The organism is Luteolibacter sp. (assembly GCF_058122085.1).
In genome coordinates, this window is record NZ_JBIKBQ010000001.1 from 46898 (window position 1) to 71556 (window position 24659).

Annotated in this window: 25 protein-coding genes; 16 read left to right on the plus strand and 9 right to left on the minus strand. The window is 61.6% G+C overall.

From position 1 onward, the window contains the following. Positions 1-39: 39 nt before the first annotated feature. A complete protein-coding gene (locus AC4DF4_RS00195) occupies positions 40-537 on the minus strand; it encodes a reverse transcriptase domain-containing protein (protein WP_490046083.1) in 498 nt (165 codons plus the stop codon). 486 nt (positions 538-1023) lie between these two features. Between AC4DF4_RS00195 and AC4DF4_RS00200 the strand changes: the two genes are divergently transcribed. Next, a complete protein-coding gene (locus tag AC4DF4_RS00200; protein ID WP_490046084.1) occupies positions 1024-1338 on the plus strand; it encodes a glycosyltransferase in 315 nt (104 codons plus the stop codon). Continuing rightward, positions 1287-1898, plus strand: coding sequence for a hypothetical protein (locus AC4DF4_RS00205; RefSeq protein WP_490046085.1), 612 nt, complete (start codon positions 1287-1289; stop codon positions 1896-1898). Before AC4DF4_RS00200 ends, AC4DF4_RS00205 begins: the two co-directional genes overlap by 52 nt. Here AC4DF4_RS00205 and AC4DF4_RS00210 read toward each other — a convergent pair. Further along, the gene (locus AC4DF4_RS00210) at positions 1862-3397 is read right to left on the minus strand and encodes a YifB family Mg chelatase-like AAA ATPase (protein WP_490046086.1); all 1536 of its coding nucleotides are present in this window, start codon (positions 3395-3397) and stop codon (positions 1862-1864) included. The two genes, AC4DF4_RS00205 and AC4DF4_RS00210, sit on opposite strands and share 37 nt — an antisense overlap. A gap of 470 nt (positions 3398-3867) precedes the next feature. On the opposite strand from AC4DF4_RS00210, the gene AC4DF4_RS00215 reads away from it, so the two are divergent. The 6 genes from AC4DF4_RS00215 to AC4DF4_RS00240 all read left to right on the plus strand — a co-directional run bounded on the left by AC4DF4_RS00215 (position 3868) and on the right by AC4DF4_RS00240 (position 8909). Continuing rightward, a complete protein-coding gene (locus AC4DF4_RS00215; protein ID WP_490046087.1) occupies positions 3868-4068 on the plus strand; it encodes a hypothetical protein in 201 nt (66 codons plus the stop codon). A 26-nt stretch (positions 4069-4094) separates the two neighbouring features. Continuing rightward, complete coding sequence (locus tag AC4DF4_RS00220) at positions 4095-4940, plus strand: acyltransferase family protein (RefSeq protein ID WP_490046088.1); 846 nt, start codon at positions 4095-4097, stop codon at positions 4938-4940. Positions 4941-5097: 157 nt separating this feature from the next. Then, a complete protein-coding gene (locus AC4DF4_RS00225; protein WP_490046089.1) occupies positions 5098-7755 on the plus strand; it encodes a DEAD/DEAH box helicase in 2658 nt (885 codons plus the stop codon). A gap of 269 nt (positions 7756-8024) precedes the next feature. Then, positions 8025-8255, plus strand: a complete 231-nt coding sequence (locus AC4DF4_RS00230) for an antitoxin (RefSeq protein ID WP_490046090.1) — start codon at positions 8025-8027, stop codon at positions 8253-8255. Then, the gene (locus AC4DF4_RS00235; RefSeq protein ID WP_490046091.1) at positions 8252-8695 is read left to right on the plus strand and encodes a TA system VapC family ribonuclease toxin; all 444 of its coding nucleotides are present in this window, start codon (positions 8252-8254) and stop codon (positions 8693-8695) included. The genes AC4DF4_RS00230 and AC4DF4_RS00235 overlap by 4 nt, the downstream gene beginning before the upstream one ends. A 64-nt stretch (positions 8696-8759) precedes the next feature. Further along, a complete protein-coding gene (locus AC4DF4_RS00240; protein WP_490046092.1) occupies positions 8760-8909 on the plus strand; it encodes a hypothetical protein in 150 nt (49 codons plus the stop codon). A gap of 60 nt (positions 8910-8969) precedes the next feature. On the opposite strand, the gene AC4DF4_RS00245 is transcribed toward AC4DF4_RS00240, so the two are convergent. From AC4DF4_RS00245 to AC4DF4_RS00265, 5 genes are all read right to left on the minus strand, one after another. Then, the gene (locus AC4DF4_RS00245) at positions 8970-9155 is read right to left on the minus strand and encodes a hypothetical protein (protein WP_490046093.1); all 186 of its coding nucleotides are present in this window, start codon (positions 9153-9155) and stop codon (positions 8970-8972) included. A gap of 4 nt (positions 9156-9159) precedes the next feature. Further along, positions 9160-9453 carry a hypothetical protein gene (locus AC4DF4_RS00250; protein WP_490046094.1) on the minus strand — a complete coding sequence of 98 codons (294 nt, stop codon included), beginning with the start codon at positions 9451-9453 and terminating at the stop codon, positions 9160-9162. An 87-nt stretch (positions 9454-9540) separates the two neighbouring features. Beyond that, on the minus strand, positions 9541-10152 hold the full coding sequence (locus AC4DF4_RS00255) for a pyridoxamine 5'-phosphate oxidase family protein (protein WP_490046095.1): 612 nt from the start codon (positions 10150-10152) through the stop codon (positions 9541-9543). Between the two features lie 13 nt (positions 10153-10165). Continuing rightward, positions 10166-11392, minus strand: coding sequence for a dihydrolipoyl dehydrogenase family protein (locus AC4DF4_RS00260; protein WP_490046096.1), 1227 nt, complete (start codon positions 11390-11392; stop codon positions 10166-10168). Positions 11393-11452: 60 nt separating this feature from the next. Then, positions 11453-11686 (minus strand): hypothetical protein, encoded by a 234-nt coding sequence (locus AC4DF4_RS00265; RefSeq protein WP_490046097.1) that lies wholly within the window; start codon positions 11684-11686, stop codon positions 11453-11455. A 291-nt stretch (positions 11687-11977) separates the two neighbouring features. On the opposite strand from AC4DF4_RS00265, the gene AC4DF4_RS00270 reads away from it, so the two are divergent. The 7 genes from AC4DF4_RS00270 to AC4DF4_RS00300 all read left to right on the plus strand — a co-directional run bounded on the left by AC4DF4_RS00270 (position 11978) and on the right by AC4DF4_RS00300 (position 20874). Further along, positions 11978-12205, plus strand: coding sequence for a DUF2191 domain-containing protein (locus AC4DF4_RS00270; RefSeq protein ID WP_490046098.1), 228 nt, complete (start codon positions 11978-11980; stop codon positions 12203-12205). After that, positions 12202-12633: a type II toxin-antitoxin system VapC family toxin gene (locus AC4DF4_RS00275; protein ID WP_490046099.1), complete on the plus strand. Its 432-nt coding sequence runs from the start codon at positions 12202-12204 to the stop codon at positions 12631-12633. The genes AC4DF4_RS00270 and AC4DF4_RS00275 overlap by 4 nt, the downstream gene beginning before the upstream one ends. Positions 12634-12920: 287 nt before the next feature. Next, a complete protein-coding gene (locus AC4DF4_RS00280) occupies positions 12921-13721 on the plus strand; it encodes a DUF8740 domain-containing protein (protein WP_490046100.1) in 801 nt (266 codons plus the stop codon). Between the two features lie 234 nt (positions 13722-13955). Beyond that, positions 13956-15077, plus strand: a complete 1122-nt coding sequence (locus AC4DF4_RS00285; RefSeq protein ID WP_490046101.1) for a ubiquitin-like protein — start codon at positions 13956-13958, stop codon at positions 15075-15077. Positions 15078-15572: 495 nt separating this feature from the next. After that, a complete protein-coding gene (locus AC4DF4_RS00290) occupies positions 15573-16991 on the plus strand; it encodes a sigma-54-dependent Fis family transcriptional regulator (protein ID WP_490046102.1) in 1419 nt (472 codons plus the stop codon). A gap of 265 nt (positions 16992-17256) precedes the next feature. Next, the gene (locus AC4DF4_RS00295) at positions 17257-17433 is read left to right on the plus strand and encodes a hypothetical protein (RefSeq protein WP_490046103.1); all 177 of its coding nucleotides are present in this window, start codon (positions 17257-17259) and stop codon (positions 17431-17433) included. 66 nt (positions 17434-17499) lie between these two features. Next, positions 17500-20874 (plus strand): GH36-type glycosyl hydrolase domain-containing protein, encoded by a 3375-nt coding sequence (locus tag AC4DF4_RS00300; protein WP_490046104.1) that lies wholly within the window; start codon positions 17500-17502, stop codon positions 20872-20874. 39 nt (positions 20875-20913) lie between these two features. On the opposite strand, the gene AC4DF4_RS00305 is transcribed toward AC4DF4_RS00300, so the two are convergent. Beyond that, positions 20914-23022: a protein-disulfide reductase DsbD family protein gene (locus AC4DF4_RS00305; RefSeq protein WP_490046105.1), complete on the minus strand. Its 2109-nt coding sequence runs from the start codon at positions 23020-23022 to the stop codon at positions 20914-20916. 96 nt (positions 23023-23118) lie between these two features. Continuing rightward, positions 23119-23370, minus strand: a complete 252-nt coding sequence (locus AC4DF4_RS00310; RefSeq protein ID WP_490046106.1) for a YMGG-like glycine zipper-containing protein — start codon at positions 23368-23370, stop codon at positions 23119-23121. Positions 23371-23797: 427 nt separating this feature from the next. On the opposite strand from AC4DF4_RS00310, the gene AC4DF4_RS00315 reads away from it, so the two are divergent. After that, the gene (locus AC4DF4_RS00315) at positions 23798-24652 is read left to right on the plus strand and encodes a fumarylacetoacetate hydrolase family protein (RefSeq protein WP_490046107.1); all 855 of its coding nucleotides are present in this window, start codon (positions 23798-23800) and stop codon (positions 24650-24652) included. The last annotated feature ends 7 nt before the right edge of the window (positions 24653-24659 follow it).

Below are 24659 nucleotides of genomic sequence, written 5' to 3' on the forward strand. Positions count from 1 at the left end.
CGAACCGGACGTGCGGATCTCCCGCATCCGGCCCTCCAGTCAGTGGTTTGCTCCGTTACGGAGGCTCGCGAATTCAGTTTCTCGGGCGTCCAGCAGGCAAAAGAGCCCGAGCTTCTTGAAGTAGCGGTTGGGCCAGCGTTGGTGATCGCCTCCAAGGCCACGGCCTTCCAGACCGCGCCGCTTTCCCAGGATGGAGCGCAGTCTCATGCGAATCCATCCGTCGATTTCTCCCAGTTGGCCGGCTTTGACGTGTTTGAAGTAACCGAACCAGCCGGGCAGTGGCCGGTTGAGGTCCGCCGTTCGGGTTTTGTCGGGATGCAATGTGAGTCCGGCCCCGTCCATCCATTCCCGGAGCTTTTCCAGCGCGGCTTTGGCTTCTTCTTCGGTTTGGCAGAGGACGACCATGTCGTCGGCATACCGCACCATTTCAAAACCCAGTCCGACCATCAGCCAGTCCAACGGATTGAGGTAGATGCTGTCTAACAGCAAACTGACAACCCCGCCCTGCGGCATACCTTGCAGCTCGTCTTCGGGCATGTAAACCGAAAGGGGTTCACTTGTATTTGGGACCGCAGGTCCGCCTCGGGCTGCTCTCCACCCCGTCTCACAACGACGCAGTTGCCCCCGACTGCTCTCCCGTTGCTCGTCTCGGGATGACTCAGACTTTCACCTGTTGATTTCATGTATGTGCGTTCGCACGAGCGTGGACATTCTGCCGACTGAGCGCGGGCGACATGCTGGAATATCTCGCTGCCTCCCGCGATGGAGTATTGAACGGGATTTCGATGGCCGAAATGCGGTCGTGGTGACGAAGGATACGAACTTTTACTATTCCCATCGGCTTCACGGCCGCCCATGGAAGCTGTTGCTCGTGCGCACCGGACGGCTTGGAAAGACCGGCCCTGACGCGGCGTCCGCTCGGAATTTTTTGTTAAGATCCGACGGGTGCCTCACGGCTCACCTGTCGAAACTCACATGAGTCAACATCATCGCGACCATCACGGTGCGGCAAATACCGGGAACTTGAGCAAGTCCCCGGAGGATGAAGTCTGCCGCCGGACACTTGTGATCATCCCCGCGCTGAACGAGGCGGAAACTCTTCCCGGCGCGCTCTCCCACCTCAAATGCTGGCCGCTCACCGGCGTCCGCGTGGTGGACAATGGCAGCAGCGACGAAACCGTGGAGCTTGCCGCGAATATGGGCGCGGAGGTGATTCGCGAGCGGATTCGTGGCTATGGTTCCGCCTGCTGGACCGGAATGCAAAACCTGCCGGAATCGGGAAATCCGTGGGTCATCCGGGAGCCACCGCTATCTACCCGCCACTCACCCAGTGGCTGATCGCCGCCATGGCCTCGTTTGGCTTCGGCCCGTTTGGCTTCAAGGTTCTCTTCACACTCGCCGACATGGCCCTTTGCTTCCTGTTGTGCAGACGCTTCGGCGCAAAGCCCGCACTGATCTACGCATGGAATCCGCTGGGTGCCGTGAGCTTCGCCGGTGGCGGCCACTACGACAGCCTGTTCATGCTCGCCATGCTGGTTTCATGGATCTGGGTGGGACTGAAAAGCCGCACCCTGCTCGAAGCCGCGCAGCGGGGATTTCTGGCTACCTACCTTCTATCTCCCATGCTGCACGCCTGGTATTTCGTCTGGGCACTGCCCTTCGCCGTGAAATCGGGGAACGCCGGATTCATCGCCCTGGCCGCCAGTGGCATCCTATATTTCATGGTCCATCACACTCTTGAGCAACCCCGAGGAACATGGACTTTCACGTGGTGGGAGCGCGCCGCCATCTGGCTGCCGTTCATCATCGGCTTCGCCTATTCCTTCATTGGATGGATGCTTGGTAACTCTCTTGTTATTTGCTACGAAAACAACTTCCGATCCAAAGAACGAAATTGAATGGCTTCCAGAATATCATTAGGCCGGATGTCAGGAGATCCGGAAAGATCCGCAAGAGTCCTCGCGACCTTCAAGATTCGGTCGTGGGCGCGGGCGGAGAAGTTCATCTCCTCCATCGCGTGTTCCAGATAGCCGTTGCCCTCGGCGCTCAACTGGCAGTGCTGTCGGACTTGCCGCGAGCCCATGGAGGAGTTCGTCGAGTTCGAGGATTTTTTGAAGCGCTCCAACTGGATGCCGCGTGCGGCGATCACCCGCTGGCGGATGGCTTCCGAGGATTCTCCGGTATTGGTGTTGGAGGAAAGCTCGCGGAAATCCACCAGCGGCACCTCGCAGTGGATGTCGATCCGGTCCAGCAAAGGGCCGCTGATCCGCTGCCGGTAAGTTTCTATCTGCCGCGTCGAGCAACGGCATTCCCGCTTTGAATCGCCGTAATAGCCGCAAGGGCAGGGATTCATCGCGGCCACCAGCATGAAGTTGGCGGGAAACGTCAGTGATCCGGCGGCGCGGGAAATCGTCACGACCCGGTCTTCTAGCGGCTGCCTCAAAACCTCCAGTGTCTGCCGCCGGAACTCGGGGAGCTCGTCGAGGAAAAGCACTCCATGGTGTGCGAGGGAAACTTCGCCCGGCCCCGGATTGGTGCCGCCGCCGAGCAGGCCCGCGTCGGAAATGGTATGGTGAGGCGAACGGAACGGCCGGGTCGTTAGGAAGGAGCGTTTCGAATCCAACAGCCCGGTGACGGAATGGATCTTGGTCGTTTCGATCGCATCCTCCTCGGTCATGTCCGGCATGATCGAGGCCATTCGCTTGGCCAGCATCGACTTGCCGGTGCCAGGAGGACCGACCATAAGTAAATTGTGATTTCCCGCCGCCGCGACTTCGAGCGCGCGCTTCACCTGATACTGGCCTTTCACCTCGTCGAAGTCGACTTCGTAGGAACGGTGGGAATTGAAGAACGCCCGGCGGTCGAGATGGAAGGGCGGGATGATGATGTCGCCGTTGAGGAAGTCCCACGCCTGCTTGAGATTCCGGATCGGGAACACATCGATGCCTTCGATCACCGCCGCTTCCGGCGCGTTTGCCTCGGGCACGAACAGGCGGCTCCGGCCCCGGTTCTTCGCCTCCAGCGCGATGGATAGAACGCCTTTCACCGGCCGCACCGTCCCATCCAGCCCCAACTCGCCGACCACGCAGCAGTCCTCCGCGTTGAACGGCTTGGTCCCGCTCGCCGCGATCATCGCCAGCGCGATCGGCAGGTCGAACGACGGCCCCTCCTTTTTCAAATCCGCAGGCGCGAGGTTCACCGTCTTGATCCCGTCATCCAGATAGAGCGCGGAGGCGCCGATGGCGGAAATGACCCGTTGCGAGGATTCGCGTACCGCCGCGTCCGGCAGGCCGACGATTATGACGATCGGCTTGTCCGCGCCGCGGGCGTTGACCTCCACCTCGACTTCCTGGGCATCGACCCCGCGCAACGCGGCTGAAAATAGGCGGGTAATCATGTGAACAGCAAAACACTGCGTATTTGATCACTTGCTGACAAGCGAAAAGGCAACTCATTCCCTATCACTCCCAGCCGTTATTCCAGTCAGCGGATCATGGTGCCTCCAAAGGAATAGCCCATGCCTTCGGTGACGAGGCACTTCCACGGGCTGGTCGATAGAATCATGTGACGGAGAGGTCGTGGAGAAGGTGAGAACGGCGGAATATCGTGCCGGCGTGTGGGCGAGCCACTCGAGGCAATACCTGGAACGCGGCGAGGCGGGCGATGGTTTATCCCGAATCGCCGAGCCCGATGCTCGGGGCTTGCTAAAGCAACGCCGAAATCGCGTCCATCGAAAATGCGCTGGCGAAGGAAACGGATCAAAGCGGAAGGCAGACAAGAAGCGAATGCGCGAGGCCAACCCCTATTCACATCGTGTTTTGGCGCCCCGCGGGAAACCCCAACTCAAGCCACGGTTCCGCTCTCGCAATGATTCCAAGTCAAAACGAAAAACCAACCGCAGGCGAACGCCTGCGGTTTCTCGATGCCTTGCGCGCAGTGGCGTCCGTGTTGATCCTCTTGCATCATTTCGCGCTTTATCCGCCGATGAGCGTGCAGGCGGAGACGATCCTCGCCCCCTCGTCTACTGGTTTAGCGAATACGCTCGATCCACCCAGGTCTTCTTTGTGATCGGCGGCTATGTCATGGCTCGCAGCATGTCAGGCAGGAATTGGGACGCCCCGGCGATCGGACGTTTCATCGCCCAACGCTACCGTCGTCTGGGGATTCCCTATCTCGCGGCCATCGTCCTTGCCATCGCAGCCAATGCCTTCGGACGCGGGTGGTTACCTGAGGCTGTTGTCGGAGCGCCACCCACCATGCCGCAACTCATCGCGCACGTGTTTTTCGCTCAGGAAATAATGGGCTACCAACACCTGTCCGCCGGCCTGTGGTTTGTCTGCATCAATTTCCAACTGGGACTGATCTACGTTGCCATGCTCTGGATACGCGACCCGGTCGAAGGCATCCGGCGCTTCGTCCCGGATCGACTTCCCCATAACAGCCGGTGGGACGCTCTCACTGATTTCCCTGTTCTATTTCAAAAGCAAATCAGACTGGGACTCGTGGGCTCTCTATTTCTTCCCGTATTTCTTCATGGGCACCGTCGTCCACCGGGCGACGAGAAGCGGGGTGGCTTGGCACCCATGTTTTGGATCTACCAGCTTACAGTCATCGCCGCCATGTGTTACGACTGGCGCTGGCGGCTGGCGAGCGCGCTCGTCGTGGGCCTGCTGCTCTTCGGCGCGGAGAAGTCCGGCCTGTCCACACGCTGGCCACGCAGCAAATGGATCGCCCATATGGGCAGGACATCCTACAGCCTCTTCCTCGTGCATTTCCCAGTGCCGTTGCTAGTCTCCGCCTTCTGGGCCCGCCTCAGGTGGACTTCCGCGCCCGCCGCTCTTGCGGGGCTGTTTCTGGCCTTCACCGCGAGCGTGGCCGCCGCCTTCGTATTCCATCGCTTCGTGGAGAAGCCGGCCGCAGCACTCGCACGGAGAAGTTAGAGCAACCGGATCAGGATGGACCGGATGGTGCGGGTATTTCTCGCGGCTCTTGCTGCCGTGTTCCGCGATATCGATGCGGATTTCCCGCATTGACCGCAAATTATCGGAAGCGGAACAGGTGACATCCCGTTCCAGATCATTTAAGCCCGTCTCCGCCATGTCCACTCCAGCCCGAACGCCGCACGCCACGCCCACCGCCGCCAGTTCACTCGGCCTCACCCCCGGCGGCGTGCTCATCTGTCCGGATCCGGAAAACCCTCTCCACCTCACCTTCGCCACCTCTGAGTCCGCCGCCCTCATCACCCTCATCACCCTCGGCGGACACGCGGGCGATCCGGCGGCCGATGCCTCCACCCTGTTCTGGAAATCCATCGCCGACCACCTAATCCGCGCCCTCTGCCAAGTCCCGGAATCCACGGCCCCCCTCGCCGAACTGCCGCCGCCCGACCCCGCGCAACTCGCCACCTGGACGCTCAACGCCCCGCCCATGCCCGGCGCGGAATACCTCTCGCCCGATGTCCTGCTCGCCCTCTGGCAGCGACTGACCGACTGGACCCATGTCGAAATTGCCCGGGAAAAATCCATCGCCGCCTTCCTCCAGAAACACGCCCCCGCCTGGTCCCGCGTCGGCCGCGTCACCCTGCACCTCGCCGAGCAGAAAAATGACCCCGACTACCCCTTCGCCTTCATGGCCTCCTACGCCTCCGGCCTCTCACAATCCGGCCGCCTCAACCAGGTTCCACTCGGCAAAGCCCTTCAGGAATACTCCGGAGCGAAAAACAAAGCCGCCCTCCTCAAGCTCCTCACCCCGCTCCACGCTGCCGGAAAAACCTGCCCGCTCATGGCCTCGCTCGTCGAGACCGGCGATGTCTTCCACCCGCTCGCCTGGACCCCGCCGGAAGCCTACGAATTCCTCCGCGACATCCCCGCCTTTGAAGACGCCGGACTCCTCGTTAGGCTCCCGAACTGGTGGCAGAAGCGCGGCAAGCGCCCGCAAGTCGCCGCCACCATCGGTGAGAAAAAAGGCACCTCCATCGGCCTCGACGCCCTGCTCGACTTCAAACTCGATGTCGTCATCGACGGCCAAAAACTCAGCCCCAACGAAATCAAGGAACTTCTAGCAGGCTCCGACGGCCTCGTCCTGTTCCGCGGCCAGTGGATCGAAGTGGATCGCGAAAAACTCCGCCAGGCCATCGACCACTGGAAATCCATCGCCTCCAAAGACGGCATTTCCTTCATCGAGGGCATGCGCCTGTTAGCAGGTGCCCCCGCCAATCTCAAGGACGCAGACGACCTCGAAGAACATCGCGAATGGGCCTTCGCCCAAGCCGGCACCCAGCTTGAAGAAACCCTCCGCCGCCTTACCACCCCGGACGCCTCCCCTCCCCCGCCCGCCCTCCGCGCCACCCTCCGCCCCTATCAGGCTCGCGGCCTCGATTGGCTTTGGTTCTGCGCCAGCGCCGGCCTCGGCGCCTGCCTCGCCGACGACATGGGCCTCGGCAAAACCATTCAGGTCCTCGCCGCCCTGCTGCGCAAAAAACAGGAAATGCCCAATAGCCCGCCAAGCCTGTTAGTCGTTCCCGCCTCGCTCATCGGCAACTGGCAACGCGAGGCCGCCCAATTTGCTCCCACCCTGCGCCTCCACATCGCCCACCGCTCCGCCGGAGATACCGAGAAGCCCAGCCCCCGCACCCTCGCCGCGGCCGACCTCGTCATCACCACCTACGGCATGGTCGCCCGCCTCGATTGGCCCACCGCCACCCGCTGGGGCTGGGTCATCCTCGATGAAGCCCAGGCCATCAAAAACCACAGCTCCGCCCAAAGCAAAGCCGTCCGCAAACTCCAAGCCACGTCCCGCATCGCCCTAACCGGCACCCCGGTCGAGAACCACCTCGGCGATCTCTGGTCGCTCTTCGATTTCATCAACCCTGGGTTGTTAGGCAGTTCCGGCCAGTTCGCCACCTTCGTCAAACAAATCACCCGCGACAACTCCGCGCACTTCGCCCCGCTGCGCCGGCTCGTTTCCCCCTATATCCTGCGCCGCCTCAAAACCGACAAATCCATCATCTCGGACCTCCCGGAAAAAACCGAGATGAAAGTCTTCTGCGGCCTCACCCCAGCCCAGGCGAAACTCTATCAACAAAGCGCCGACACGCTCGCCAAAGACCTCGAAGCCAGCGACGGCATCCAGCGCCGCGGCCTCGTGCTCGCCTACCTCATGCGCTTCAAGCAAATCTGCAACCACCCCGACCAACTCACCAAATCCGGCAACTACGATCCGTCCAGTAGCGCCAAGTTCATCCGCCTCGCCACCCTCTGCGAGGAAATCGCCTCGCGCGGCGAAAAAGCCCTCGTTTTCACCCAGTTTCGAGAACTCACCGATCCCTTGGAGTCCTGCCTCGCCACCGTCTTCGGCCGCCGTGGCCTCGTCCTCCACGGCGGCACTCCCGTCAAGGAGCGCCAAAACATGGTCCAGAAATTCCAGCGCGCCGACGGCCCGCCCTTCTTCGTGCTTTCCCTCAAAGCCGGCGGCACCGGCCTCACCCTAACCGCCGCCACCCACGTCATCCACTTCGACCGCTGGTGGAATCCCGCCGTGGAAAATCAAGCCACCGACCGCGCCTTCCGCATCGGCCAGAAACGCAACGTGCTCGTTCACAAATTCATCACCTCCGGCACTCTCGAGGAAAAGATCGACGCCCTCATCACCGAAAAACAAGACACCGCCGACGCTATTCTAACCGGCGGAGCCGAAAAATCCCTCACCGAGATGAACAACTCCGAACTACTCGACTTCGTCCGCCTCAGCCTGTAGCGGCGATCACCGGTCGCCGTCAGGGCCGACGCATCAAAAAACACTGGACCCACCGCAAAGCCGCAGGGGCCGCAAAGGGTCACAGAGAAGACTCTCACAGAACCCGGGTGTGCAGAGCGGCTTGCCGCCCGCCTTGCAGACTCGCGCTTGCGGGTATTGGGCCACTTTGCGATTCCCTGGCGTCCTTTGCGACTCAGCGGTAAAAATTGGATGCGTCAGTCTTCCCCGGACTCCTTGACATCTGATGCGTTGCATTTAGCATCTGATGCATGAGAACGACCCTCGACCTTGAAAAGCCCGTGCTGGACGGACTCAGGAGACTCCAGAAGGAGGAGAAGCTGCCGCTCGGCAAAATCGCCTCGCGTCTGCTCGCCGAGGCCCTTGCCGGGAAGCCGTCTGCGCAACGCAAGCGTCCTTTCAAATGGGTGAGCGCCGAGATGGGGGCAAAGGTCGATCTCGCGGACAAGGACGCGCTTTATCGTGAACTGGACAGGACATGAGCTATTCCATCGACGCGAACATCCTCCTCTATGCGAGCGACCGAACCTCGCCCTACTATGGTCGGGCACGGGAGTTTCTCGCCTCGCGGACCGATGACGGCGACTTGCTCTGCATGACCTGGCCGTCCTTGATGGCCTATCTTCGCATCTCCACGCATCCCTCCATCTTCCACGCACCGCTCACGCCCTCGGACGCATGGGAAAACATCCGCACCCTTCTCGATCTCCCGCGCTGCCGTGTGATCAACGAGGAGGAGACCTTTCCGATGGACTATGCGGACGCGACCCAAGGCATCGTCGTCCGTGGAAACCTTGTGCCGGATGCCCACATCGCCACCATCCTCCGCCAACACGGGGTGAACCGCATCTACACGGCGGACACCGATTTCCTTAAATTCAGGTTTCTTGAAGTGATCAATCCGCTGGAATCCATGGGATGACGCACATCCCAATGGCCTCGCGCGAGCCACCGACTGCGCCTTCCGCATCGGCCAGAAACGCAACGTGCCCATCCACAAATTCATCACCTCCGGCACACTCGAGGAAAAGATCGACGCCCTCATCACCGAAAAACAAGACACCGCCGACGCCATTCTAACCGGTGGAGCCGGAGGTGTGAGGTCGCCGCAGCGAAGGAAGGATTCGACGGGGTGAGTGGCGGCGGGGTGGAGCGGGCCGAGGGATTGGCGGTATTTGCCTTCGTAGTTGGAGCGATCATTCATACGGAGCGAGGATTTTCAGATAGCCGTCATAAGCGTAGAGACGGCCGTATCTGCCTCCGGTGATTTCCCTGACCATCCCGATTTTTGCCAGTTTGGCAAGTGATGTGGCGGTCGTGGTCGGTGCAAGCTCCGTGGCCAAGGAAAGGGTGGCGATGGATGTGATCGGTTGCGCCCTCATTTGCTCATGGATGCGTACGCACGAACGGGCAGGCGGCTGCGGAAAAATAGAGCGTGCGGGCCGCCGCGCCGGCAGGAAATTTCATCAACAGGAAAGTCGCAGCGGCGACGCTACCAGCGATGAAGATGGAAGCCTTGATATCGCTGACCTGAATGTAGTAGTTCAGCACGTCGTTCACACCTTTGGCCATGCTCGTGAGCGATCCGTCGGAATCCGGAGGAAGTGCGCGCGGCACAAGATTCGCCCCCGTGGAAACCGGTGGGCGCCTGGAGGTGCGGAAGAAAAGGAGACTGGACATGGCAGGATGCGTGTCAGGTGGCCTGAAGTCAGGCACGGAGCATCCATGCCGCCTTTTCGTGATTCCGCATGAGTCCGATGTTAGGTTTCATGGTTCCTGGCCAAGGGCCTTCAGTTTGGTTTCGAGTTCGGCGATGCGCTGGCGCAAGGTAGCAGCGGCGTGCTCGACCTCCGCGGCGTTGTAGCGCGGGGTGATGAACTTCAGGCAGTTCCAGTCATAGCTGAGGATGTCGATGATGAAGACCCGCTCGACCTTCGCGCCGTGTCCGCCGGGCGGGACGACTTTCTCGACGAGCTCGGGATGTTCGCGGGCATCGAACACCTTGGCGTGACCGAGGATTTTCACCCGCTCGCGTTGCGGGTAGTCCATCATGAAAAGCGCGACGCGGTCCTGCTTCGAGAGGCTGCCGACGCTGATCATCTGGCGGTTCCCGCCGTAGTCGGCGAAGCCGATCTGTTGCGGTCCGAGCACGCGGACGAAGCCGTGCGGGCCGCCGCGATGCTGGACATACGGCCAATCGTTCTCGGTGATGGTCGCCATGTAGAAACTGTCGCGGGTCTCGATGAACTCGATCTCCTGATCGCGCAGGGCATCGGTTTCCGGAGCGTCGTCAAAGGACGGGTAGGTCCTGCCGTAGTAGTGCTTCTCCGCTTCAAGGACGGCGGGCGTGAGGACGGTCTGCATGAATTTGTCGGCCATGATCTTAGGTGTGTTAGTTGCGGGATTGCGATTTCCTGACCTCGCCAACTGCTTTCACGGCGGCGGCGAGCAGGCATTCGTTGAGGGCGGGATGGATGTAAATCAGGTTTGCGAGCTCGCGGACGTCGTTCTTCAGGCGCATCAGCATCATCACCTGGTGCAACAGCGTGGACGACTCCGGGCCGACGAGGTGACAGCCGAGGATCGAGTGGTCGGCTGGAGAAACGAGCAGCTTTACCCGTGGGTAGTCGATGCGCATGGCCTCGGCGCGGGCACTGGCCAGCCAATTTTCGAACACCGCCACGTAGGGCGTGCCGGCCGACTTGAGCTGCTCTTCAGTGAAGCCGACTGAGGCGACTTCCGGATGAGAAAACACGGCGTGAGCGATCAAGCGTTCGTCGATGGGATCGGTGACGCCTTTGAGAAACTTTTGCCGCAGGTAGTGAACTTCGAACGCGGCGGCGTGCTGGAGCATGAAGCGGCCGATGGCGAACAGCACGCGCTCGGCGGTGAAAACCTTCATTTCACCATGACTCTCGAACGTCGCTTTGAACTCGGCGCCATCCCACGACAGGTCCTTCAAGGTCGAATGGCAGTGCGTGGGAACGTGTCTTTCAAACTCGGTCTGGAACACGCGTTCGATGTCGTGGTCCTCTCGACCTAGCAGTTTTTCACCACGGGTGAAGAGCCGGCTTTCGGTGCCGATGGCGGAGAAGAACGCCGCCATTTCGCAGCCGATGAATCCGCCGCCGATGACGAGCAAGCTTTCGGGCACATCGCCTTCGAGAGGAAACAGGTTGTCGCTCGTCCACACCCGAAGGTGGGCGAAGGGCGGCGGAGCGGGCCGCGAACCGGTGGCGACGACGAGCCGTTCCGCGGCGAACTCACGGCCACCCGCGGCGATGGTCTTCAGGCCGATGAAGCGGCCCTCGCCGCGAACGAGTTCAACCCCGGCATCGTCCACCCGGCCTTGATAGCGGCCGTCCACCTGGCCGACGTATCCATTGACGCTCTCGAAAATCCGCCGTGCATCGACGCCACGGATTTCCGCATCGATGAAATGCCTGCCGGCTTCACGCACGTGTCGCGCCGCTTCGGCGAAACCGATGAGCAGCTTCGACGGCACGCAGCCGCGGTTCGGGCAGACGCCGCCTAACAAATCGCGCTCGATCAGCAGGGTCTTCATGCCAGCCTTAGCGGCGGGAATGGCGAGGTTCGCGGCCCGTCCGCCGCCGAGCACGATCAGGTCGTAAGTTTCACCGTCGATGACTTTGAAACCCGCCCTCCCTCCTCGCCAGGTTCAGTCCCAAATAACAGGCATTCGGGCCGTGCGATCACAAGGCGCGGGAGGAGGACCCGAGGGATAAGAGCGGAAAACAGACGAACCGGAAGTCTCGGCGATGGCGTGCGGTTGATCGGAGAAAAGGAAGAAGCCATCCATGAAGTGCGGGAAGTCCGAAATGGTGCCTTCTGCACCGCTCTCACAGCCGAGGAGAAACGCCTCGCGGCGCTCAAAGCGCAGGAGCGTCGGCATTCTGCCGGCTGAGTGCGGGCGACATGCGGTCGCCCGTCTCGCCGGAATCGGCGGATAGAATGTCCGCGGCACTCGGCGTTCAGAATGAACGCGCTCCTTGCCCCATTTCCCCGCCTCCGGTCCGACCCATTGGCTCTTTCAGGGGCCTCCGGCAGAAAGCAAATTCCTGCTGGCAGAGGCACACCACATGCTTGCCTGCGAGGAGCGCAAGCGGCTGAGCAAGGAGTGAGGGGGAGAAGAGGCAAGGATTCCTCGCTTGACCGCGCTTTGGCATGAAATATGGTTACCCATATGAAGACAACCATCGAGATTGCCGAACCTCTTCTTCTGCGTGCCAAGGCGCGTGCCCGGGAGCAGCGCATCACATTGCGCTCGCTGATTGAGGAATCTTTGGCGGCGGCACTGGATCAGCCCCGGTCGGCAGCGCGGGTGCAACCGGTCACCTTCAAGGGCAAGGGCCTGAGTCGGGAGTTTGAAGGCGCTTCGTGGGATCAGATCCGGGATTCGATTTACCCATGATCGCCGTTGATACCAACCTGCTCGTGTATGCCCATCGCGAGGATTCGCCATGGCATGAGAAGGCTCTTGCCCGCGTGACGGAACTTGCCAATTCGGGTTCGCCTTGGGCGATTCCGTGGTCCTGTGTGCATGAATTCCTCGCCATCGTGACGCATCCGAAAATCTACAATCCGCCGACACCGCTGGTCACGGCGCTGGCCGCAGTGGAGGCATGGCAATCCAGTCCGGGATTGAGATTCCTAGCGGAAGGTCCGGGGTATTGGGAGGTCATTTCCGCACAGGCAAGCTCCGGGATGATCAAGGGACCAAAGATCCACGATGCGAGAATCGCCGCAATCTGCCTGCACCATCGGGTGAAGAAACTTTGGACCGCGGATCGGGATTTCTCGTCGTTTCCGAAACTGGTTTGTGAGAACCCGCTGATCTAGCCTTCCGGACCGGACGCCGGTGACCCGCGAAAGGGAGCGTCGACATTCTGTCGACTGAGTGCAGGCGACATCCTGTCGCCCGTCTTGCCAGGAGCAGCAGATAGGATGTCCGCGGCACATAGCGTTCAGAATGAACGCGCTCCTTGCCCCTTTTCCTCGACACCTCCCGGAGAAACCTCCAGAACAACCACTTCGCGCAAGCCGCGCGTCCGTTTTCCATTCCGCGCGTCACCGCAATGGTGCATTGCCGGGCTGAATCGAATATATTGCCTCGACTCAGCCACCTCATGAAAACCACCCCCGTCCTGCGCGCGCTTGCGCTCGTCCTTGCAGTCACCTCCACGGCGCTGCACGCGCAGGTGCCGCAGATCCTCAACTACCAGGGCCGCGTCGCCTTCGGCGATCCGCCGGTGAACTTCGACGGCTCCGGAGGGTTCAAGTTCGCGCTGGTCCAGGGCGAGGGTCCCACCTTGCTGTGGAAAAACGACGGCTCCGCCGGAAACACCGAGCCGGCCGCCGCGGTGACGCTCCCCGTGACCAAGGGCCTCTATTCGGTGCTGCTTGGCGCGAACATGACACCGATCCCGAACGCCGTCTTCGCCAACCCTGACGTGCGCCTGCGGGTGTGGTTTGACGACGGCACGGCCAACGGCTCGCAGCTTCTCACGCCCGACCAGCGGATCGCGGCGGTGGGCTATGCGATGGTGGCGGATACGCTGAGCCCAAACCCGACGATATCGGGGACAGTGGCCGCCACCGCTTTCAGCGGCGATGGATCGAGTCTCACCGGCCTGAATGCTGACAATCTCGTTGGAACCGTGTCGCCCGCGCGTTTACCAACCGGAACCGTCATCAACGATTTGATAAGCTTCAGTTATCTTCAACCCAACGGAAGTGGCTTTGAAATCAGCTCCAACTTCTGGACGCGGACAGGCATCTTTGTTTTTCGCGGCACCGGCACCGGAGGGATGCCAACCAGAGCCTGCGCAGTGCTTTACACCACCAATTCCAACACCTGGCACAGGATCCGCCTCTTCGACGTGACCAACAATCAAACCGTTGCCATATCATCCCCGTCTAACATTTGAGCGCCGTCTAGCCCATCGGTGGTTGATCTGGGACCGTTGGCCAATCTTCCGTCGAACCAGGCGGTTTTTGAGATCCATATCCTGGCAACTGATGCCACAGGCAATACCGGGGTCTCCGGACGGCAGTCCATAGGACTCTGCACCTTCCAGATGTTCTGAGGATTGAGTGAACTCCACATGGATCATGGAATCATGAAACACCCCCATTTCAGAACAACACCACATCGGTCGGTCGTGCCCCGCCGAGCCGTAAGTGTGTGGCTCGTGATGCTGCTCACGCTGATGCCCAGCCTGGCCTTCTCCATGCAGATCTTTGTCAAGACGCTGACTGGCAAGACCATCACGCTGGAGGTCGAGGCCAGCGACACCATTGAGAATGTGAAAACCAAAATCCAGGACAAGGAAGGCATCCCGCCCGACCAGCAGCGCCTGATTTTCGCAGGCCAAGTTTTGGAGGATGGCCGGACCCTCTCCGACTACAACATCCAGAAAGAGAGCACGCTGCATCTCGTCCTCCGGCTGCGGGGCGGGAGCGGGCGCACCAGCGCGAACTATACCATTTCTGTTGAAACTATCGATGCCAGTGGCCCGCGCACCACCAGCGCCGCCTACACGAACGATGGCAGCCTCGGCGGCATCACTGGCATTTCCAGCGTCGCCACCCCGGCGCAAACCGCCAAGGCCGGCTACCTCGGCCAACTCACCGAAGTGACCGCCCTGCAGCTCGCCGCCACGCCGACGACGGTCAGCGAAACCGCCCCCCGCCAGCTCAGCGCCGCGCAGTGGCTCGATGACGATAGCCTCACCGCGCTGCTCGCCACCGACGTGACTTGGAGCGTGGCCAGCGGACCGCTCAGCAGCATCGACACCAGCGGCCTCGCCACTGCGGATGTGGCCTATCAAAACACCGCCGCCACCGCGCAGGGCGACTACGCCGGAGCCAGCGGCACGCTCGAACTCATCGTGCTCGACAGCATTCCGGACAATTTCGGCAGCTACGCCGGGGACAATCTCGCCGATGACTGGCAGTTTGATCACTTCGGCTTGGACAACCCGCTCGCCGCGCCCTTGCTCGATCCCGACGGCGACGGCCAGAACCACCTTTTCGAGTTCACCGCCGGACTCATCCCGACCAACCCGCTGTCGCGTTTCCTCGTCACCATCGCGCCGGTCCCCGGCCAGGCGACGCAGAAACAAGTCGTGTTTGATCCCGTCGTTGCCGGTCGCAGCTACACGGTGAAAACCAGTCCCGATCTCGCCGCCGCCTCATGGACCACGCTCGCCGGCAACACCAGCAGCGACACCAGCGCCACGGCCGTCAGGAAATTCTATAAGGTCGAGATCGTGACGCCGTGAGGTGGGAAGGGACTCGACTTCCGGGTGTTCCTGCGCGTGAGATGAGAATGGAAGACCGGGGCCGCCTCAGCTCGGAACACGCTGGAATGTTTGTGTTTGCAGGGAATTCGGCGATTTTTACAGTTTGGAATTCACTACGAAACTTCGTGATCCACGAAGTTTTGCTAGGGGATTACGAAATTTCGTGGTAGCTGCCTGTGGATGAACATGGATGCCCTGCAGGACGTGATTGTGGCTATTTCCGAGCATCGGTCCGTTGATGCGACTCTGCTCCAGATCACCGAGCATGTGAGTCAATGCCTCAGGATAGATCACGAGGACTTGGGGCCACTGACCACGGATGACGCGCTGGTGCGCATTTGATTAATCGAGCCAGGTGACAAATGCGCCCGTTGCAATTTGCGCAGCGAGTGTCCCGACCAGCGCGAATGCCTGCACCTCGTTGCCAGCGCAGGCAAGCTGAGGAATCCGAATGAAGATTGGCGAAGGCTGGATGTGTTAGCTGACTCGGCGGAGGGCTGGTCGCGTTCTCCGGTTGGCGTGACCAACATCGGAATGATCGCCAAGACCGGAGTTTCAATCGCCACCGACATGATGGAACCGGGCCCGGATCACGATGGGCTTCCGGATTGGGGCCCGGCCGAGGGGGTGGTCTCGTTCACCGGACGAGCCCTGCAATTTCGCGGGCAGGTGCTGGGAGTGTTGGCGGTTTTCTCACGCCAAAAACTTCATGCCGACGTGAACGACTGGCTGCGGATCTTTGCGAACCATGCGGCGGTGGCGATCGGTAACGCCCGCGCCTTTGAGGAAATCGAATACCTCAAGGAACGGCTGGAGGAGGAAGTCAGTTATCTGAGAGATGAAGTGAGCGAGGTGCGCGGGTCTGGAAATCTGGTTGGCGAGAGTCCCGCACTGCGCAAGGTGCAGCAGCAGATCGATCTTGTCGCACCGACCCAGGCCACGGTGTTGATCACCGGCGAGAGCGGCACCGGCAAGGAGTTGGTGGCGCGTGCGATCCATGAGCGCAGCCCGCGACGCGAGCGGCCGATGATCACGGTCAACTGCAGCGCGATTCCCGAGGCCTTGTTTGAAAGCGAATTTTTCGGCCATGCGCGCGGCGCGTTCACCGGAGCGCAACGCGACAAGCCCGGGCGCTTCGAACTCGCGAGCGGCGGCACGCTATTCCTCGATGAAATCGGCGAGCTGCCCTTGCCGATGCAGGCGAAACTGCTGCGTGTCCTGCTGGAGCAGGAAGTCGAACGGGTCGGTGAAACGAAGGCCCGCAAGATCGATGTGCGGGTGTTGGCCGCGACCAACCGCGACCTCGCGGCGGAAGTCGAAGCCGGGCGTTTCCGGCAGGATCTATTCTATCGGCTCAGCGTGTTTCCGATAGAAAATCCGCCGCTGCGTGAGCGCCGCGAGGACATCCCGCGGCTGGCCGAGCATTTCATCCGGGTCGCCGCGAAACGCATGAACCGCAGGCCGCCGAAGTTCACCAACGCCGCAGCCCGCCAACTTTCCGCCCGTGACTGGCCTGGCAATGTCCGCGAGTTGCAGAATGCGGTCGAACGCGCGGTGATCCTATCGCAGGGAAATCCGCTGCTGTTCGACGAGCCTTCCGCGCCACCCAAGGCTCAGGCATCACCACTTGTTGAGGTAGCATCACTGCTCACGCGCTCCGAGTTGAAAGCACGCGAACGCGAAAGCCTCGCCGCCGCCCTCGCCCAGTCCGGCGGGAAAATTTTCGGCCCCGATGGCGCGGCGGCGCTGTTGGGGATGAAGCCGACAACGTTGGCATCCCGCATCAAGGTGCTGGGATTGACGAGGAAACAGCTCCGCTCAACAGGAGGATGGGTTACCTGTCACTTCTATCGAATCCGCAAGGCTCTGAGGAAATCAGGGAGGCGAAGTTGATGCAGTAGCGGAGCCCGGTGGGCTTGAGCCGTCCTCCTGCGTCACTTCGTAATGAATGGGAGTTAGTTTTTTCCTGAGTTCCATCCGAGCAGGCGTGTCCTTACCGCTGGCGAGGGTGAGGGCGAAGATGCCTGCGGCAATGGCAAGCAATGGGATTGTGTGTTTTCTATTCATGGTTGAATTCTTTCTTTCAACAATGGGTCGTTGGCGTGTGCGTTGGGCGGACGAGGGAAACCTGGTTTCCCTTTGAAAGAAGATCACCGAAATGGAATCCACGGTGTGGGGCCGGGATGTGGACGGCACCGGCGGTGCCGTCTTCCGAGGCCACAATGGAAATCATAATCCACAGCCGGAAATCCCGGGGAAGATACCGTGGTGGTTGCGCCTGATCCAGCTCGTCTTCTACCAGTCCCAGCCCGCCATCCCGATGGAAAAGCCTTGATGCCGGCCCGCCAATACCATCGGCTTGGGGAGTAGAGATATTTCCGAAACATCCCACTCTTCGACCATGAAACTCCATAACACGCCGCCTGTCGTTTTCCCTTTCCGTGCCGCCAGCCCGTCCGGGATGAGCGTCGAACTGAATGCCAACGGCTCCATCCGGCGGATGGACTGCGGAGACGTCATGCTGAATGTGTTTCTCGGCAACGAAGCCGAGGGCGGCCCGGCCAACATCTATCTGCGCCGTCTCGGACAGACGGTGGAGTCGATTCCGCTGCTAGGTCCGGGCAGCCCGGCTTCCTATCAGGCATGCGGCAGCGGCATGGTTGCCTGCGGCGCCTGGGGCGGTCTGGCTTTCCGCCTGCGGCTGGTGCTGGCGGAGTCGGCCAAGGCGTGGTTCTGGCACGTGGAGCTCGAAAACACCGGCGATGAACCCGTCACCTGCGACCTGATCCACACCCAGGACATCGGCATCGCCCACTACGGCGCGGTGCGGCTCAATGAATTCTACGTGTGCCAATACGTGGACCACGCGCCGCTCGAGCATGCTGTGAAGGGCGTGGCCGTCGCCTCGCGGCAGAACCAGTCGATGGGCGGGCGCTGCCCGTGGACGGTGATCGGATCGCTCGGAAAAGCCGTCGCCTACGCCACGGACGCGCTTCAGTTCCATGGTCTTTCCACCCGTGCGGGCGGCAAGCCCGTTGCCCTAACGAACGGCCTTCCGGGAAAGCGGCTGCAGCATGAGCACTCGCTGGTCGCCATCCAGGACGAGCCGGTCGTGCTCGAACCGGGCGCGAAATCGCAACGCGGATTTTTCAGCTGGTTCGAGGCGGACAAACCGGCCGCCACCTCCGCGGAGGACGGCTGTTGGATCGATGCCGCGCTGGCCCTGCCGGAAGCGGTCTGCCCGCCGTGGCCGGAGGAAACCACCGGGGAACGCCTCGCTCCAAGCCTTTTCACCGCCGCCGGGTTGTTGGAATCGGTGGATCTTGATGAGGCGGAAATCCGGGATTTCTTCGGTGGGACCCAGCTCCACGCGGAACGCGAGGATGGTCAACCGGAGTCGTTTTTCACCGGCCGCCAGAGCCATGTGGTGCTTCGGCGGAAGGAGCTCAAGGTGCTACGCCCCCACGGCCATCTCCTGCGTTCCGGCGGATCGCTGACACCCGACGAAGCCGCCCTGACCTCCACCGCGTGGATGAACGGCGTGTTCCACTCGATGGTCACCCAGGGCCACGTGAGCATCAACCGCTTTCTATCCACTTGCCACGGCTATCTCGGACTGTTCCGCAGCCACGGCCAGCGGGTGTTTGTGGACGTCGATGGCGCGTGGGTTTTGTTAGTCATGCCGTCGGCGTTCGAAATGAGCCCGGATTCCTGCCGCTGGATCTATAAACACGAGGGGGGGGTGATCGAGGTGGTTTCCACCGCTCCCGATGACAGGCACGAGCTTTCCTTGGCGTTGACGGTCCTGAAGGGTGAACCTGCCAGGTTTCTGATCTCTCACCACGTCGCCATCAATGGCGATGACGGCAGTTCCTCCGTGCCTGTCAGCTATGAGTTGGATGACGACACGGCGTTCGTCCGTGCCATCCCGGACAGCGACGTGGGCCGGCGTTTCCCGGACGGCGGATTCCTCGTCGGACCGGCCGAGGGCACGGATGTCGAGAGCATCGGCGGCGACGAATTGCTCTTCGCGGACGGGGATTCGCGCCACCAGCCGTTCCTCTGCTTCATCATCGCGCGAAGCACCCGCGCCGGACTGGTCATGCGCGGCCGACTCGTTGATGAGGCGGCCGGACAGACCGGACACTTCTGGGAATCGATCGCCTCCGGTTTGAAGATCACCGCGCCCGAGGCAAGCCCGTTGGCGGCGGCGGCGGAGCGTGCCGGTGAGATTTTCCCATGGTTCATCCACAACGCGCTCGTTCATTACCTTTCCCCGCGCGGCCTGGAACAATACTCCGGCGGCGGCTGGGGCACCCGCGATGTTTGCCAGGGACCGGTCGAGCTGCTGCTCGCGCTCGGCCGTTACGAGCCAATACGGGATCTGTTATGCCGGGTTTTTCGCCAGCAGAACGCCGACGGCGATTGGCCTCAATGGTTCATGTTCTTCGACCGCGAGCGCAACATCCGGCCGGAAGACTCGCACGGTGACATCGTCTATTGGCCGCTGCTCGCCCTCGCCCAGTATCTATCGGCCACCGGGGACTCCTCCGTGCTCGACGAGTCCCTCCCGTATTTCCATCCGGACGGGGACGCCGCCGCGGAAACAGCCACCGTCTGGCAGCACGTCGAACGCGCGCTGGACCTGATCGGGCGGCGGGTGATCGAAGGCACCTCGCTCGCCGCCTACGGCCACGGCGATTGGAACGACTCGCTCCAGCCCGCCAAGCCGGACATGCGCGAGCGGCTTTGCAGTTCCTGGACGGTGACGCTCAACTATCAGACCTACACCGCCCTGGCCGCCGCTTTCCGGCACCTTGGAAACGCGGGCCGCGCCGAGGAGTTCGAGGCGATGGCCGCCAGGATCCTCGAAGAATTCCAGCGCGTGCTCATCGTGGACGACGTCCTCGCCGGCCTCGCCTATTTCCATGAGGGCGGAAAAACCGACCACTTGCTCCACCCCCGTGACGGCACGACCGGTTTGTCCTACAGCCTGCTGCCGATGATCCACGCCATCATCAACGACATGTTCAGCCCGGAGCAGGCGGCGGCCCACCTCGGCATCATCCAAAAGCACCTGCTAGGTCCGGACGGCGCGCGTCTGTTCGACCGCCCGATGGCCTATCACGGCGGCCTGCAGACTTATTTCCAGCGGGCGGAAAGCGCCAGCTACTTCGGGCGGGAAATCGGCATCATGTACATGCACGCCCATCTCCGCTACTGCGAGGCGCTCGCCCGCTTCGGCGATGCGGATGGCTTCTTCCGCGCCCTCTGCCAGCTCAACCCGATCGCCATCCGCGAACTGGTTCCCTCCGCCGCGCCGCGCCAGGCGAACTGTTATTATTCGAGCTCCGACGCCGCCTTCGCCGACCGCTACGAGGCCTTCAGCGACTATGACAAGGTGAACCGCGGCGAGATCGCGCTGGAGGGCGGCTGGCGCGTCTATTCCAGCGGTGCGGGCATCGGTGTGCGCCTGATCATGCAGTGTTTCCTCGGGCTGCGTCTGGAGAAATCCGCGCTGGTCGTGGATCCGGTCATCGCTCCGGAACTGGACGGGCTGACGGCGCGCCTGGATCTGGCAGGTCACCCGCTCGAAGTGGTTTACCGCACCGGACAGAACGGGCGCGGACCGGTTGCCATCGACCTCAACGGCACGTCCATCGAGTTCAGTCGCGAAGCCAATCCTTACCGCCCCGGAGCTGTCCGGGTTGGCATGGATGAACTTGAACGGCGACTGACCGATGCGGGAGACCGGCTGACGATTTTGTTGGGCTGACATCCCGCCCCTCCTAATAGAAAGGCGGCGGAGGGAAGGTCAGCGGCTTTGCCCGCTCGCCGGGAGTTCCCTGGTGAAGAGTTCTGTCAGGTAGTCCGGGGTCAGCAGGGCGGGTGTGATGTGCGGTTCCTTGCCGGGGACGAGCAGGACGTTGACGGGGATCGCGCTGCGCCCCATTTGCTTGAGCTTGGCATCGATGGCGGGGCTCGGATTGGTCTTGTCGGCCCTGAGGAGGACGATCCCTTTTTTCTCGATCAAATCAATCACCGGGCGGGTGTAGGCGCGGCTCTTGTTGAGCTGGCAGGTCAGGCACCACTTGGCGGTGTAATCGACAAAAACCGGGCGGCCTTCGGCAAGCAGGCGGTCCTCTTCCGTCTGGGACCAGGTCCCCCATTCGGCGGCGGTCTTGGTTTCCACGGCACCGGTTTCCGGCTGCCCGGCAGGCCACGGCCACGCGAGGAGGATTCCTCCGGTGCAGAGAAGCGCGGCCAGGACCTTGGCGGTCAGGCGGGCGGAAGAGCTTCTAACCGGCTGGTTCCAACGGCCGTAGATCCATGCGGCGGTGGCCACCGCACTGAGTCCGAGCATGACCCAAAGGCCCTTTTGCCCCTCGTCGAGGTCGAACACCTGGGCGCTGTAAACCCAGAGGAAAATGGCCGCGGTGGCGAACAGGAGAAACGACATTCCCTGTTTGAACGACTCCATCCACGGTCCCGGACGCGGCAGTTTTTCGACCAGGGCGGGAAACACCGAGAGCACGAGATACGGCAACGCCAGGCCGATGGCCATGAAGGTGAACGCGGTGAAAAACGGCAGTGCGGGCAGTGCCACGGCGACCCCGATGGCGACTGCCAGAAACGGGCCGGAGCAGGGAGTGGCGATGAGCGTGGCGAGCACGCCCGAGAAGAAGGTGCCGGCGATGCCTTGTTTTTGGACCAGGTTCCCGCCGATTCCCGTGACGGAAGTGCCGATTTCAAAGACGCCGAACAGGTTCATGCCCAGGAGCAGCATGATGAGGATCGTTCCCAGGGTGACACGCGGGTCCTGAAGTTGGTTGCCCCAGCTGGTGATCCCTCCCAGAAAGAGCGCGAGGGAAAGCACCCAGAAGGAGAGCAGCACGCCCGCGGCAAAGACCAGGCCGTGGACCACGATTTTTTTCCGGTCATGCCCGGCCTGTTGGACGAAGCCCATGATCTTGAGGCCGATGACGGGAAACACGCAGGGCATGAGATTCAGAATCAGTCCGCCCAGAAACATGCCGCCGAAGATCTTGAGAAAGGTGAAAAACGGCAAGGGCTGGGGAGTCGTGCTGATGGCAGCGGGGGAGGGAGTTCCGATCGTTGTCTCTGGAATCAAGACCGGGCGGGCGCCGATGAGAATGCCGGAGAGGGAATTCCCCTGCGGGATGTCGTTGTCGAGCATGTCCTTGGCCGCCCGGGGCAGGCGGATCAACCAGGCCTTGCCGTCGCGCTGGATCGAGCCGCCGGAGCCGCCGGATTTGACGAAGGGTTGGTCCGGAATGAAATCCGTGGGTTCGCCTTCGATGGCTTCACCGGGTTCCACGCGGAGCAGGATGTCGCTTCCGTCCGGCCGTGCGGAGATTTTCGCGTTGGTGAGTTTCGCGGGTTGGCTGGCGCGGGCTTTTTCGAACAGTCCGGCGTTCGCCGGATCCTTTTCCGAAGCGGCCGCCACCGGGAGGTTGAGCGTGAAGGATTTTTCTTCGTTGAGGCAGCTTTCCTCGCAGATCTGCCAGGACGCGTCGGCGGTGAGGGTGATGGTTTTGCCGGTTTCAAGGGTGGCCGGAGCGGTGATCTCGACGAGGAACACCGGGCTGCCCGGATAGACGAAGCTTTTCCCGAAGTAGCCGTCCTTGACCTCGGGGACCGGCCACTGGATCGGGCCGGCGGTGAAGCCTGGCGGCAGGGTCCACTTGATGGCGGGGGACTGCTCGACGCCGCCGCTGTTCTGATAGTAACTGTGCCAGTTCGCCGGATGGTCGAGCTTGAGAGCGAGGGTGAATGGCTTGCCGGGAGCGATGGCCTTCTCCTCGGATAGCAGATTGGCGACTGAAGAGAGGGTTTCCGTTTGGCCCGATGCGGCGGACACGCTGAAGACGAGGATGAGGAGAAAATGGGTGATGCGGTGCATGGGCAAGTGAGTCTAAGAAACGCGGGGGTGGATTTTCATCCAAAAAAAACGGGACGTTCGGAAATCGGACGTCCCGTCTCGAGAAAGAAGCGGATTTCAGTAGCGACCGTATTGTTCCTGGTCGCGGGCATTGCCGTAGGTGCCGCCGACGACCGCTCCACCGGCGGCTCCGAGCGCGGCGCCTTCGAGGGCGCGGCCGGATTGGTGGCCGATGACTCCGCCGAGAAGCGCGCCGCCCAAGGCTCCGGTGGCGGCACCGCGTTGCGTGTTAGGGCCGGCGGGTGCGGCGCAGTTGGAAAGGGCGATCGCCGTGATGGCGCTGGCGAGGGATAGAACGATTGATTTCATGGATGTTGACGGTGGAGACACTGGTAAACGAGACGCGGGGTATTTCAAGGGAATTTACCCGCCCCGCAGTTTGAGAGACCCGGTGGGCGTGCGGAATATTCAATCGGATTCGGCGACTTGACGTGCTGGTGCGGGCTCCGGATCCGGTTTTAAGACTTGGAACGATCCGGCGGAAGGCTGATTTTGCGGGGGCTGCGCGGGAATTTTTATTTTTTAGAACTTATTTCTTGCAAGTCGGGCGGGAAGATGCAAGTTTCTCCATGTCGCAAGACAAGGCGGTCCGACTGAGATGCCTCCCGGGTTAATGGGTTTTTCCTAGGAGTGATGATCAGTCGGGTCGCTTATTTTTTTGCCCGTTTTCTGCCCCTTGCAGGACTTCCCGAAGATTCGGTTTCCTCAATCCCGGCCCATTTGCTACATCGCGCGCATGAAATTGATCCGGTTCGGTGACGAGGGGCGTGAGGAGCCGGGAATTCTCTTGCCGGACGGGCGCTTGATCGACGCGAGCGGCGAATTCAACGACTACGACGAGGGGTTTTTCGCGATGGGCGGGATCGAGTCGCTTGCGGAGTGGGTGGCGGACGGCTGTCCGGGCGGGGCCGAGGTGGATCCTTCAGTGAGGCTGGGCCCGGCGGTGGAGCGGCCTTCGAAATTGGTTTGCATCGGGAAAAACTACCTCGAGCATGCCAAGGAGCTGGGGGAAGGGATTCCGACGGAGCCGACGATTTTCATGAAAGCGACGAGCGCGTGGAGCGGGCCGACCGACGATGTGATCATCCCGCGTGGCTCGACGAAGCTCGATTACGAGGTGGAGCTCGCGGTGGTGATCGGGCGGACGGCGTCGTATGTTGATGAGCGGGAGGCGATGGATTACATTGCGGGTTACTCGACGTTTTGCGATTTTTCGGAGCGGGCCTTCCAGAAGGAAATGGGCGGGCAGTGGACCAAGGGAAAGAGTGCGGACAGCTTCGCGCCGATGGGGCCGTGGCTGGTGACCGCGGACGAGATCGGGGATCCCCAGAAATTGCGCTTGTGGTGCAAGGTGAACGGGGAACTGCGGCAGAACAGCTGGACCGGGGACATGTCGTTTTCAGTCCGGCAGTTGATCAGTTACGTCAGCCGGTTCATGACCTTGCTGCCCGGCGACGTGGTCGCGACCGGCACTCCGAGCGGGGTGGCGATGGGGATGAGCCCGCCGAAATACTTGCAAGCGGGGGATTTTGTGGAATGTGGTGTGGAGGGTTTGGGCGAACTCGCCCAGCGGGTGGTGGCCCTTCGATAAGATGAGA

Coding starts and splice junctions, on each gene's coding strand:
- AC4DF4_RS00195 (WP_490046083.1), bottom strand. CDS start 537: ATGCCCGAAGACGAGCTGCAAGGTATGCCGCAGGGCGGGGTTGTCAGT.
- AC4DF4_RS00210 (WP_490046086.1), bottom strand. CDS start 3,397: ATGATTACCCGCCTATTTTCAGCCGCGTTGCGCGGGGTCGATGCCCAG.
- AC4DF4_RS00215 (WP_490046087.1), top strand. CDS start 3,868: ATGATTCCAAGTCAAAACGAAAAACCAACCGCAGGCGAACGCCTGCGG.
- AC4DF4_RS00220 (WP_490046088.1), top strand. CDS start 4,095: ATGTCAGGCAGGAATTGGGACGCCCCGGCGATCGGACGTTTCATCGCC.
- AC4DF4_RS00225 (WP_490046089.1), top strand. CDS start 5,098: ATGTCCACTCCAGCCCGAACGCCGCACGCCACGCCCACCGCCGCCAGT.
- AC4DF4_RS00230 (WP_490046090.1), top strand. CDS start 8,025: ATGAGAACGACCCTCGACCTTGAAAAGCCCGTGCTGGACGGACTCAGG.
- AC4DF4_RS00235 (WP_490046091.1), top strand. CDS start 8,252: ATGAGCTATTCCATCGACGCGAACATCCTCCTCTATGCGAGCGACCGA.
- AC4DF4_RS00245 (WP_490046093.1), bottom strand. CDS start 9,155: ATGAGGGCGCAACCGATCACATCCATCGCCACCCTTTCCTTGGCCACG.
- AC4DF4_RS00250 (WP_490046094.1), bottom strand. CDS start 9,453: ATGTCCAGTCTCCTTTTCTTCCGCACCTCCAGGCGCCCACCGGTTTCC.
- AC4DF4_RS00255 (WP_490046095.1), bottom strand. CDS start 10,152: ATGGCCGACAAATTCATGCAGACCGTCCTCACGCCCGCCGTCCTTGAA.
- AC4DF4_RS00265 (WP_490046097.1), bottom strand. CDS start 11,686: ATGCCGACGCTCCTGCGCTTTGAGCGCCGCGAGGCGTTTCTCCTCGGC.
- AC4DF4_RS00270 (WP_490046098.1), top strand. CDS start 11,978: ATGAAGACAACCATCGAGATTGCCGAACCTCTTCTTCTGCGTGCCAAG.
- AC4DF4_RS00275 (WP_490046099.1), top strand. CDS start 12,202: ATGATCGCCGTTGATACCAACCTGCTCGTGTATGCCCATCGCGAGGAT.
- AC4DF4_RS00280 (WP_490046100.1), top strand. CDS start 12,921: ATGAAAACCACCCCCGTCCTGCGCGCGCTTGCGCTCGTCCTTGCAGTC.
- AC4DF4_RS00295 (WP_490046103.1), top strand. CDS start 17,257: ATGGAATCCACGGTGTGGGGCCGGGATGTGGACGGCACCGGCGGTGCC.
- AC4DF4_RS00300 (WP_490046104.1), top strand. CDS start 17,500: ATGAAACTCCATAACACGCCGCCTGTCGTTTTCCCTTTCCGTGCCGCC.
- AC4DF4_RS00305 (WP_490046105.1), bottom strand. CDS start 23,022: ATGCACCGCATCACCCATTTTCTCCTCATCCTCGTCTTCAGCGTGTCC.
- AC4DF4_RS00310 (WP_490046106.1), bottom strand. CDS start 23,370: ATGAAATCAATCGTTCTATCCCTCGCCAGCGCCATCACGGCGATCGCC.
- AC4DF4_RS00315 (WP_490046107.1), top strand. CDS start 23,798: ATGAAATTGATCCGGTTCGGTGACGAGGGGCGTGAGGAGCCGGGAATT.